An 11,114-nucleotide genomic window follows, 5' to 3' on the forward strand; every position below is an offset into this window, starting at 1 on the left:
TCATCCTCCCCCAACGAAGTGCACCAGCTCCAGCTCGTCTCCCGACTCGACCGGCTCATCCGTGTACTGGTCGCGTCGGAGAATCCGCTTGTTCCGCTCCACGACCACGGTGGCGGGCACCAGATCCAGATGCTCGAGCAGGGCGTGCACGCTCAACCCTGCTGGGACGTTGCGCTCGCTCCCGTTCAGGCGGACTGGAATCGTCTCGGGTCGTTCAGACATTCGTAGGCTCGTTCGGTCGGCGCGCGAGCGCGCCTCGCGCTCCGGCTGTTCCGTCCTCCAACGCGCGCAGATAGGCAGCCACGGCGTGCTCCGGGTCGGCGGCGCCCCAAATACCGGTCTGGACCGCGACGCCGGCGGCACCCGCGTCCAACAGTACCGCGACCCGTTCGGGGGAGATCCCTCCGATCGCGACGAGAGGGCGCGCCTCCAGGGCCGAGATCCGCCGCAGTAGCTCAGGCCCTGCACCGCTTCGCTCCGGATGCGAGGCAGTCTCGAAGATGGAGCCCACCAGGAGGAAATCGGCGTCGGCTACGCGTGTCTCGGCGGCTTCTTCCGCCGTGTGCACAGAGGCGCCGATGGTGGCCGCGGTTCCCAGCAGGCGGCGCGCCGCGGTGGCGTCCAGGGAACCCTGCCCCAGCTGCACTCCGTGTGCGGAAGCCACCCGGGCCACATCCACTCGATCATTCACGAGGACCTGCAGTCCCGGTGCGCCGAGCAGCGCGCGTGTCTTTTCCAGGAGGTCGGCCGCAGAGAGCTCCGGGGCTCGCAGGTGCAAGGCGATCCGACCGGGCTGGGAGGCCGCGGCCCGGAGCACAGGTTCCAGCGGGACACCGGCCTTCAGCAGGGCCGCACCGGCGATGACGTGCAGCGCGCGGATCACCGCAGGCGCTGACCTGCCTCCGCGCCCCGACCCCGCAACCAATCGCCGACCGGCATGCGCGCCTTTCCGGCCGGCTGCACCTCAGCGAACGCGACGGCGCCGCTTCCGCAGCGCACGACGAACCCTGCCGTGGAGTCAGCCACCAGCACCGTCCCGGGCGCTTCGTCCGGCACGGCCTCCGCGAGAGGCGTCGGGTCGAAGAGCTTGAGCGGTTGGCTGTCGAGCTCCGTCCAAGCGCCTGGAAGCGCGTCCATGCCCCGCACGTGACAACCCACCTCGGTCGCGCTACGCGACCAATCGATGCGGGCGACCTCACGGTTCACCTTGGGAGCGAACGTGGCTCGGCTGTGGTCCTGCTCCTGCTCGACGGCCTGTCCCGCCTCGAGCAAGGCAAGGGCTTCCACGAGCAGCTCCGCGCCCAGCTCCGCCAGGCGCGCACCCAGCGCCGCTGCCGTGTCACGCGCTCCGATGGGCTCTTCCGCCTGCAGAAGGATGGGGCCGGCATCCATCTCCGGGACCATCCGCATGATCGTGACGCCGGTGCGGTCGTGGCCGCGGGCGATCGCCCAGTTGATGGGGGCGGCCCCGCGCAGCTCTGGCAGCAGGGACGCGTGCACGTTCAGCGAGCCCTGGGGAGGGAGATCGAGTACCTCGGGCCTGAGGATGTGGCCGTACGCGACGACCACTGAGACTTCGGGGGCCAGATCCCGCACGTCGGTCAGGAAGTCCTCTCCGCGCGGACGCTCCGGCGTGAGCACGCGGTAGCCCTCCTGTTCCGCCCATCGCTTCACGGGCGACGGGGTCAGGCGTCGTCCCCGTCCGGCGGGCCGGTCGGGTTGCGTCACCACCCCTGCGATGTGGTGTCCCTCGCTCTCCAGGGCGAGGAGGGAGGCGAGCGCGAACTCGGGAGTGCCCCAGAAGAGGACCCTCATTCCTCGTCCGCCTGCGCCTTCTTCCACCTCTCGAGGAGCAGGCGCCGCTTCAGCGGGCTGAGCCGATCGATGAAGAGGACTCCGTCCAGGTGATCGATCTCGTGCTGGAGGGCGCGGGCAAAGAGGCCGTCTGCTTCCAACACCAGTGGAGCGCCGCTCAGATCGAGCGCCTCGACCCGGACGGCGATCGGACGGGTCACCACATCCTCCATCCCCGGAATGCTGAGGCAGCCTTCGGGCGCCTTCTCGGTCTTCTTGCTGGAGTCGACCACCGTAGGGTTGATGAGGGCCAGGGGCTCGGGGCCATCCTCGTCGGAGCGTCGCACGTCGATGACGAAGATCCGTTGGGAGACACCGATTTGCGGCGCAGCCAGACCGATGCCGTCTGCGTGGTACATGGTCTCCCACATGTCTTCGACGAGCTCGGCCAGCGCCTCGTCGAACGACTCGACCAGGGCCGCGGACTCGCGCAGCACGGGATCGCCCAGGATGCGGATGGGGCGGATGGACAAAGGCTCTACTCCTCGGCTGTCTCGATCGGCTAGGCGCCGGATTGCGTTTCGGCGGACTGCCCCCCGGACAGGATGCGCGCGACGCGGGCGCGCTCGATCACCAACCGGGACTCGGCAGACTTGATGGTCAAACGGTCGTCGGCCACGTGCACCACGGTGCCGACCACACCGCCGCTGGTCACGATCTCGTCACCCTTCTTGATCGCATCGACCATCTGCTTGAAGCGCTCTTGCTCTTTCCTCTGCGGCCGAATGAACAGCCAGTAGAGGATGACGAAGAAGAGCATCATCTGGACCAGGAAGACGACGGCGCCGTTGGCGCCCTCTCGGGGCTGGGCCAGCAGCAGCGAAGCGCTCACGTTCACGCGGTTCTCCTTGGAAAGCTCGGGCGGGCGCCGTGGATCGGGCGGGCCGCGGAGGCTCTACCCCCGGCCACCGCGGTAGCGTTCCAGCCAGGCCTGGCTCCAGTCGCTGAAGGACCCGTCGAGCACGCGCCGCCGGGCCTCCTCGGTGAGCCGGAGCAGAAAGCGCAGGTTGTGGACGGAGAGGAGGCGGTGGGCCAGGCTCTCCCCGCACACGATCAGGTGCCGCAGATAGGCCCGGTCGTACTGGGCGCAGGCAGCGCAGTCGCAGCCCGGATCGACGGGTCGGCGGTCGAGGCGGAAGCGGCCGGCCTTCAGGTTGATCTGGCCCTCCTCCAGCGTCCAGGCCGTCCCATGGCGCGCGTTGCGGGTCGGCGCCACACAGTCGAAGAGGTCGCACCCGCGAGCGATCGACTCCAGGAGGTCGTCCGGGTAGCCCACACCCATCAGATAGCGGGCCGCGCCGCGCGGGAGCTCCCCGTCGAGCACCTCCAGCGTCCTCCACATGTCGGGCTTGGCCTCCCCCACGCTCAGGCCGCCGATGCCGTATCCCACGGACGGAGCGATCGAGAGGACGTCACGAACGGAGGCACGCCTGAGGTCGTCGTAGACGTTGCCCTGGACGATGGGGAACAGCACCTGCTCGGGCCCATCCGAGTCCTGGGCCAATCCGTCGAAATGGACCCGGCACCGCTCCAGCCAGCGCGCGGTCCGCTCGTTGGCGCGCTCGACCGTGGATCGGTCGGCACCCCCCGGTGGGCATTCATCGAAAGCCATGACCACATCCGCCCCGAGGGCGCGCTGGATGTCGATGGCCCGCTCGGGCGAGAAGGCGTGGGAGGATCCATCGATGTGACTCTGGAACACGACACCGTCGTCGTGGATGCGCCGGATCTTGGAGAGCGAGAAGACCTGGAACCCCCCTGAGTCCGTCAGGATGGGCCCCTCCCACCGCATGAACGCGTGCAATCCACCCAACTCTCGCACCACATCGTGCCCGGGACGCAGGTAGAGGTGATAGGTGTTGGCCAGGACCATGGACGCGCCCGCCTGGCGGACCTCCTCCGCGGTCAGGGTCTTCACCGCACCGAGTGTTCCCACCGGCATGAAGCGGGGAGTGGCGACCGAGCCGTGCGGCGTCTCCAGCGTCCCGGTCCGGGCCGCGCCGCTCTGCTGTTCCAGCGTGAAGCGAAACCCGCTCAAAGCAGAACCATCGCGTCGCCGTAGGAATAGAACCGATACCCCGACCCCACCGCTTCGGCGTAGGCGGCATGCGTCTGATCGAAGCCGGCGAACGCGGCCACGAGCATCATCAGGGTCGAACGGGGGAGGTGGAAGTTGGTGATGAGCACATCGACGACGCGGAACGGAAACGGGGGCCGGATGAACAGCTCCGTCTCGCCCGTCCCCGCCACAACGCGCCCCTGCGCGTCCGCCGCGGTCTCCAGGGTGCGGGCGACCGTCGTTCCCACGGCCCAGATCCGCGCTCCGCGACTGCGTGCCTCGGCCAACAGCGCGGCCGTGGCCTCCGGCACCGACCAACGCTCGCTGTGCATCCGGTGGAGGGACGGGTCCTCCTCCTCCACGGGGCGGAAGGTGCCCACCCCGACGTGCAGCACGACCTTGGCGATGTGCGCTCCCCTGCCCCGCACCCGCTCCAGCAGGGGATCGGTGAAGTGGAGCCCGGCGGTCGGAGCCGCCACCGATCCGGGAACGCCCGCGTAGACGGTCTGATAGCGCTCGAGGTCCAGCGCCTCCGCCTCGCGTTCCAGATAGGGAGGTAGCGGTAGGTGACCGTGGCGTTCGATCGCGTCCTCGGGGGAGAGCGGCGTGCACAGCTCGACCACACGGCCGCCGTCGTCGGTGGAATCCACGATCTCGACGGTGAGGTCGTCGGCGACCACGACCGAGCGGCCGGGCTTGAGCTTCCCTCCCGGCCGCACCAGTGCCGCCCAGCGTCGGCCACCTTCGCCCGAAAGGGGATGGAGCAACAACACCTCGGCCGGCGCGCCGCTGGGCTTCTGTCCCAGCAGGCGGGCCTTGAGCACCCGACTTTCGTTCAGAACCAGCACGTCACCGGGCGCGATCAGCTCGGGAAGGTCTCGAAAGCGAAGGTGCTCGAAGGCGCCCCGCTGCCGTGGTACCACCAGCAGTCGGCTCTCGTCCCGCCTCTCCGCCGGATAGCGGGCGATGCGTTCCGGAGGGAGGGCGTAGTCGTAGTCCGAAACGCGGGAACCGCGTGACCCCTCACTCACCCGAAAAGCGTGCCCTGCCCCTCGGCGCCCGACGGCGGTTCGTACCCGAAGCGCTCGTAGGCACGGGCGGTGGCCAGTCGGCCGCGCGGTGTGCGCATGAGGAAGCCGTTCTGGATGAGAAACGGCTCGTAGACCTCCTCCAGGGTGGAGACGTCCTCGCTGAGCGCGACCGCCAAGCTCTGCAATCCCACGGGGCCGCCCGCGAACTTCTCGATGATGGTCTTCAACACGCGGCTGTCCATCTCGTCCAGGCCGTACTCGTCCACATCCAGCAGGCGGAGCGCTGCCTGGGCCACCTCCAGATCGATGACGCCCGCCGCCCGCACCTGCGCGTAGTCACGAACCCGGCGGAGGAGCCGCAGCGCCACCCGGGGCGTGCCACGGGAGCGGCGGGCGAGCTCCAGGGAGCCCTCGGCCGTGATCCCCACACCGAGCCGTTCCGCGCTGCGTGTGACGATCTCCGACAACTCCGGCGGCGGATAGAACCCGAGCCGTTCCACGATGCCGAACCGCGCTCGCATGGGGGCCGTGAGCAGGCCGAAACGGGTGGTGGCGCCCACGAGTGTGAAGCGCTCCACGTTCATGGTCATGGTCTGGGCGCGCGGGCCTTCGGCCAGGCGGATCTCGATCTGATAGTCCTCCATGGCCGGATACAGGAACTCCTCGATGACCGGACGCAAGCGATGGATCTCGTCGATGAAGAGGATGTCGCCTTCCCGTTGGCTGGTGAGGATCCCCACCAGATCCGCCGGCTTCTCCAGCACCGGCCCGGAGGTGGTCTTGATGTTCACTCCCATTTCGCGTGCCAAGAGCGACGCCAACGTGGTCTTGCCCAGACCGGGCGGGCCATGGAAGAGCAGGTGATCGAGTGGCTCCCTCCGAGCCTTCGCCGCCTCGATGGCGATGGTGAGGGACTCCTTCACCTTGTCCTGGCCGATGAACTCGGACAGTCGCTGCGGCCGGAGCGACAGCTCAGGTGCCGCGTCCTCCGAGAGCTCCTCGGGCGTCGTGATCTCGTAGCGGTCGCTCATCTAGCCTAGCCCGCCCGCTCCGCCAGCACCTGGCGGATGAGCTGATCTGCGGCCGCGTTGGGGAGGGTGGCGACCGCGGCGCGCACGGCCGCCTCCGCCTCTGAGTGCTGGATGCCGAGCGCCACCAGCGCGCGTACGGCCTCCTGACCCGCTGCCGGGACCACCCCGTCCTCCGCAGCGCCCCCGGCGAGGTCCTCGACCTTGCCGGCCAACTCCAACACCAGCTTCTCCGCCTTCTTGCGCCCCACGCCGCTGATCTGCATGAGCACCGGGTACTCCTTGTCCACCAGGGCGCGCGCCAGGCGGCGGGCAGACATGGCCGACAACATCGCGAGCGCCAGCTTGGGACCCACCCCCGGAGCGGTGAGCAAGCGCCTGAACATCTCTCGCTCGTGTGCTTCGATGAAACCGTACAGGGCCACCGAGTCTTCTCGGACCACCTGCAGGGTGCGGAGCTCGATGGGCGAACCCAAGCGGGGAACGTGCGACAGGACGGTGAGCGGTACTTCGACCTCGTAGACCACTCCGCCCTGAGTCTCGACCTCGAGCGTATCCAGCTCGTTCGCCACCAAGGTGCCCTTGAGCCGGCTGATCACGACGCCCCCCCGGAGGCCAGGGCGGTCACCCCGCCGCAGAGGTGATGGCACAGCGCCGCGGCCACGCCATCAGCCGCGTCGCTGGGAGTCGGTGGCGACTTGAGCCGGAGCATGCGCTGCACCATGAAGGCGACCTGGTCTTTCCCCGCACCACCGAAGCCCACCACGGCCTTCTTGATCTCGCGCGGAGCGTATTCCGCGATCCCGATGTCGCGCAGCGCCGCCGCGAGAAGGACAACGCCCCGTGCGTGCCCGAGCGTGAGCGCGCTGTGCACGTTCTTGCCCTGGAACACTCGCTCCACCGAGATCGAGTGCGGTTGGTAGCGATCGAGGATCTGGCACGTACCCTCGTAGATCACTCGCACCCGCTGCGCCAGCGGCGCCGACGACGCCGTGCGGATCACCCCACACTCCAACAAGGAAAAAGCGCCGCCGCCTCGTGCCGCGACGACGCCGTACCCGGTGGCCTGCGTTCCCGGATCCACCCCGACGACGATCACGGACACGAATCCTGCACGCTCAGAGTGCCTCCGCCAGGATGTCCTCGTCGATGTTGCCGTTGGAGTAGACCTTCTGCACGTCGTCGAGGTCTTCGAGGGCATCGAGCAGCTTGATGAGACGCTCGGCCTCTTTGCCGCCCACATCCACCTCATTGCTGGGGATCATGGACAGCTCGGCGTCGGAGATCCCGATACCCGCCCCGCCCAACGCCTGCTGTACGGCGTGGAAGTCAGCGACTTCGGTGGAGACGAGGTATTCGTCGCCCTCCCGGCGCACGTCCTCGGCGCCAGCTTCGATGGCCGCCTCGAACACCTGGTCCTCGCCGTGGGCCGAGGCATCCACGTAGATCTGTCCCTTGCGGGCGAACTGCCACGCCACCGAGCCGGACGTGCCCAGATTGCCCCCGTTGCGATCGAGGACATGGCGGACCTCCGCGACGGTCCGGTTCTGGTTGTCGGTCAGCGTCTGGATGTAGAGCGCCACGCCGCCGGGACCGTAGCCCTCGTAGACGATTTCCTCGTAGGAGACGCCTTCCAACTCGCCCGTGCCTCGCTTGATGGCACGCTCGATGTTGTCGGCAGGCATGTTGGCCGCCTTGGCCGTATCGATCGCCAGCCTCAGGCGGGGGTTGAACTCCGCGTGACCCCCACCCTCCCGGGCCGCCACCGTGATCTCACGGATCAGCTTGGTGAAGACCTTGCCACGCTTGGCGTCGATGACGGCTTTCTTGCGCTTGATCTGCGCCCACTTCGAATGACCGGCCACCGGAAACACTCCTGAACACCCGCCCGGCGGGGCGGAAAACCTCGGGACTTTGGGGATCTGTTCGGGGACCAAAGCTATCCCGCCCAGGACACCCGATCAATCGGGCGCCCCGGGGCGGAGGCAAGGGGGGTCGAGGCCCAGGCGCCGCGAAAGCGGGGCCGCCCTGGGTCGCCTAGGCGTCCTTCTCGGCCTTGCGAGCGGCGATGATCTTCTCGGCCTCGGTGTGCGGCACCTGTTCGTAGGCGGCGAAACGCCGGCTGTGGTGGGCCCGCCCCTGGGTCATGGAGCGCAGCGTCGCGGCATACTTGTAGAGTTCGGCCTCGGGCACCCTGGCGGTGATGACGGTCCGCCCACCGTCGGGATCCATCCCCTGCACCTTCCCGCGGCGCCCGGTCAGGTCGCCCATGATGTCGCCCACGTACTCGTCGGGCGTGGTGACCTTCACTTCCATGACGGGCTCCAACAACACGGGGCCGGCCTTCTCGGCCACGGCCTGGAACGCCATGGATCCGGCCACCTTGAAGGCGATGTCGGAGGAGTCCACCGTGTGGTAGGACCCGTCGTAGCACTCTGCGGCGAAGTCCACCACGGGATAGCCGGCCAAGATGCCTTTGCTGGCCGCCTCCTGGATCCCCCGGTCGATGGAAGGGAGGTACTTGCCGGGGATGACCCCGCCCTTGATGGAGTCCTGGAACGAATAGCCTTCCCCAGGCCCGATGGGACGAAGGCGAATCCAGCAGTCCCCGAACTGGCCTCGGCCGCCGCTCTGCTTCTTGAAGCGGCCCTGCCCCTCGGCCTGCCGCGTGATGGTCTCCCGGTAGGCGATCCTCGGCTGCTCCGTCACCACAGAAACGCCGTACTTCCGTTTCATGCGCTCGATGTGAACGTCGAGGTGGAGCTCGCCGAGTCCGCGCGCGATGGTCTGGTGCAACTCGGCGTTGAACTCCGAGGTCAGCGTCGGATCCTCTTCGCTCAGCTTGTGCAGCACCTCGCCGAGCTTGTCTTCGTCCCCGCGCGTGACGCCTTTCAGCGCCACGGCGATGTCCGGCCGGGGGAAGGCGATGGCTTCCAGCTGCACTTCGCGGCCCGGAGCGGTGAGCGTGTCGTTGGTATGGGTGTCCTTGAACTTGGCCATGACGCCGATGTCGCCGGCGTGCAGTCGCTGTACCTCGATCCGCTCCTTGCCCAGCGGCACAGAGAGGTGATTCAGCTTTTCCGAACCGCCACGGCCGGGGTTGTAGGCCTCCATACCGCTGACGGCCGTACCACTGTAGAGGCGGAAATAGGAGAGCTCGCCCACGTGGGGCTCGGCGCTGGTCTTGAACACCAACGCACTGAACGGGCTGTCGCCGTTGGGGAACAGCTCCATCTCCCGCTCTCCGTCCCGGGCCCGGACCGGTCCGATCTCGCCGGGATGGGGAAACAATTCGACGATCTTGCGGAGCAGGGCGCGCATCCCGTAGCTGAGCCGCGCCGATCCACAGAAGACGGGGATCACGTCCCCGCGCGCCACCGCGCGCGCCATCGCCTCGATGGCTTCATCGCGAGAGATGGTCTCACCCTCCAGATAGCGCTCCAGAAGCGTCTCGTCGCTGGTGGCGATCGTCTCCTGCAGCTCTTGCTCCCAGGGGTCGAACTGGGCCTTCAACTCGTCGGGGATGTCCGCCTCGTCGTACTCGCCGGTCTGCGTCCCCGGCTGGTAGATGTGGGCCCGCTCCGAGAACAGGTTGATGATCCCTCGAAATCCGTCTCCCGACCCGATCGGAATCTCCACGGGCAGGGCCTTGGGGGAGAGCCGCTCTTTGATCTCGCGGTAGACCGCGTTGAAATCGGCATGCTCCTTGTCGAGCATGGAGACGAAGAACATGCGAGGAAGCCCCCGGGCTTCGCAGTACTCCCACACCTTCTCCGTCCCGACCTCGACCCCGCCCACGGCGCTGACCACGATCACCGCCGCGTCCGCCACCCGCACCGCCGCCACCGCATCACCCGTGAAATCGAGGTATCCGGGGGTATCGAGCAGGTTGATCTTGGCGTCCATCCACTCCGCATAGGCGGGGGTCAGCTGCATCGAGATCTTGTGATCGGCCTCTTCCGGGGTGGTGAGCGTGAGGGCATGGCCATCGTCGACGTTTCCGCGTCGGCGGGCCGTTCCGGCGGTGAAGCAGAGAGCGTCGATCAGGGTGGTCTTGCCGGATCCCCCGTGACCGAGCACGGCGACATTACGAATCTGGTCGGTCGTGTACTCCCTGGCTGTCCCCACCTGCGCCTCCTGAGGGTCGAGTCCGAGGCTTTCGCTCGGATCGGAAAGGGCCAGCAACGTAGGCGGCGCCGAAGCGGAGGGTCAAGCGGTGTGGCGGGCCCCCGCAGGAGCCCAGGAATGCCTGGATTGCGGGCCGCTCAGTTGGAGCGGTGCATGCGCGACACCTGATCGAGCAGGCTGCGCTCCTGGTCCGTCAGGGACTCCATCCCTTGCGCCGAAATCTTGTCCAGCACGCGGTCGACCTCGTCCAGGAGCCGTTCCTCGTCGGCATCGCGGCGACCACGCGTCGGGCGGGCCGGCTGGCTCTCCGCGCGTTCTTCTCGAGGTACGATGGCGAGCCTACGCGGGCGGGGACGGGACGTCCGGGTGGACAGGGCTGTGGGCTTCCAGTAATCGCTCTTCAAGTAGAGGAAGCCGGTGACCAGCCCGCCCAGGTGCGCGAGGTGTGCGATGCCACCACCGCCGCCGCTCAACGAGCTGAAGAGCGAAGCCACGAACAGGAAGCCCACGAACCACTTGGCTTTCACGGGCAGGAGGCCCCAGAGGTAGATGGGGGCATCGGGCCAGTTCATCGCGAAGGCCAGCATGACGCCGTAGACCGCCGCCGACGCCCCGACGATGGGCGCCGGGAAGAACAGGGAGAGCGCCGCCCCACCCAGACCGCAGATCAGGTAGTACTTGATGAACTCGCGCGAGCCCCAGCGCGACTCCAGGGGCGGCCCGAAGAAGAAGAGCCCGACCATGTTCCAGAAGAGGTGCCAGAAGCCCCCGTGCAGGAACATGTAGGTGAGGAAGCCCCAGGGCTGGGTGAGTGCCCGGTTGGGCCAGAAGGCCAACCAGCGCTCGAGAAAGCTGTAGTCCGTAAGCACCGAGAGCAGCAGCATCACGGCGTTCGCGATCATCAAACGCTTGACCCAGGGGGTCAGCTGGAAAGCGAACGGCATGCGCTCGGTGTAGGCCATGGGGCAGAACGGTCAGAGGAGCCCGGGTTCGGTACAACACTGCGGATCCCGG

13 protein-coding genes are annotated in these 11,114 nt (G+C 67.9%); all 13 read right to left on the minus strand.

Annotated features, from left to right (window positions below; genetic code table 11):
- The 13 genes from thiS to R3E10_06525 all read right to left on the minus strand — a co-directional run bounded on the left by thiS (position 1) and on the right by R3E10_06525 (position 11,062).
- Positions 1-222: a sulfur carrier protein ThiS gene (thiS, locus tag R3E10_06465; GenBank protein MEZ4415379.1), complete on the minus strand. Its 222-nt coding sequence runs from the start codon at positions 220-222 to the stop codon at positions 1-3.
- The gene (locus R3E10_06470) at positions 215-883 is read right to left on the minus strand and encodes a thiamine phosphate synthase (GenBank protein MEZ4415380.1); all 669 of its coding nucleotides are present in this window, start codon (positions 881-883) and stop codon (positions 215-217) included. Before R3E10_06470 ends, thiS begins: the two co-directional genes overlap by 8 nt.
- A complete protein-coding gene (gene fmt, locus R3E10_06475) occupies positions 880-1,815 on the minus strand; it encodes a methionyl-tRNA formyltransferase (protein MEZ4415381.1) in 936 nt (311 codons plus the stop codon). Before fmt ends, R3E10_06470 begins: the two co-directional genes overlap by 4 nt.
- Entirely contained in the window at positions 1,812-2,327 is a 516-nt protein-coding gene (def, locus tag R3E10_06480) for a peptide deformylase (protein ID MEZ4415382.1), read from the minus strand. Before def ends, fmt begins: the two co-directional genes overlap by 4 nt.
- Positions 2,328-2,356: 29 nt before the next feature.
- On the minus strand, positions 2,357-2,692 hold the full coding sequence (gene yajC / locus R3E10_06485; protein MEZ4415383.1) for a preprotein translocase subunit YajC: 336 nt from the start codon (positions 2,690-2,692) through the stop codon (positions 2,357-2,359).
- Between the two features lie 57 nt (positions 2,693-2,749).
- A complete protein-coding gene (tgt, locus tag R3E10_06490; protein ID MEZ4415384.1) occupies positions 2,750-3,892 on the minus strand; it encodes a tRNA guanosine(34) transglycosylase Tgt in 1,143 nt (380 codons plus the stop codon).
- Positions 3,889-4,944 (minus strand): tRNA preQ1(34) S-adenosylmethionine ribosyltransferase-isomerase QueA, encoded by a 1,056-nt coding sequence (queA, locus tag R3E10_06495; protein ID MEZ4415385.1) that lies wholly within the window; start codon positions 4,942-4,944, stop codon positions 3,889-3,891. Before queA ends, tgt begins: the two co-directional genes overlap by 4 nt.
- Positions 4,941-5,975: a Holliday junction branch migration DNA helicase RuvB gene (ruvB, locus tag R3E10_06500; protein MEZ4415386.1), complete on the minus strand. Its 1,035-nt coding sequence runs from the start codon at positions 5,973-5,975 to the stop codon at positions 4,941-4,943. The genes queA and ruvB overlap by 4 nt, the downstream gene beginning before the upstream one ends.
- Before the next feature lie 5 nt (positions 5,976-5,980).
- Positions 5,981-6,571, minus strand: a complete 591-nt coding sequence (gene ruvA, locus R3E10_06505; GenBank protein ID MEZ4415387.1) for a Holliday junction branch migration protein RuvA — start codon at positions 6,569-6,571, stop codon at positions 5,981-5,983.
- Positions 6,568-7,071, minus strand: coding sequence for a crossover junction endodeoxyribonuclease RuvC (ruvC, locus tag R3E10_06510; protein MEZ4415388.1), 504 nt, complete (start codon positions 7,069-7,071; stop codon positions 6,568-6,570). Before ruvC ends, ruvA begins: the two co-directional genes overlap by 4 nt.
- A 19-nt stretch (positions 7,072-7,090) precedes the next feature.
- The gene (locus R3E10_06515; protein ID MEZ4415389.1) at positions 7,091-7,837 is read right to left on the minus strand and encodes a YebC/PmpR family DNA-binding transcriptional regulator; all 747 of its coding nucleotides are present in this window, start codon (positions 7,835-7,837) and stop codon (positions 7,091-7,093) included.
- 172 nt (positions 7,838-8,009) lie between these two features.
- Entirely contained in the window at positions 8,010-10,100 is a 2,091-nt protein-coding gene (gene fusA, locus R3E10_06520) for an elongation factor G (GenBank protein MEZ4415390.1), read from the minus strand.
- Positions 10,101-10,237: 137 nt separating this feature from the next.
- A complete protein-coding gene (locus R3E10_06525; protein ID MEZ4415391.1) occupies positions 10,238-11,062 on the minus strand; it encodes a rhomboid family intramembrane serine protease in 825 nt (274 codons plus the stop codon).
- Between the last annotated feature and the right edge of the window lie 52 nt (positions 11,063-11,114).

It is taken from the genome of Gemmatimonadota bacterium (genome assembly GCA_041390105.1).
Taxonomy (GTDB): Bacteria; Gemmatimonadota; Gemmatimonadetes; order Longimicrobiales; family Gaopeijiaceae; genus JAGQIF01.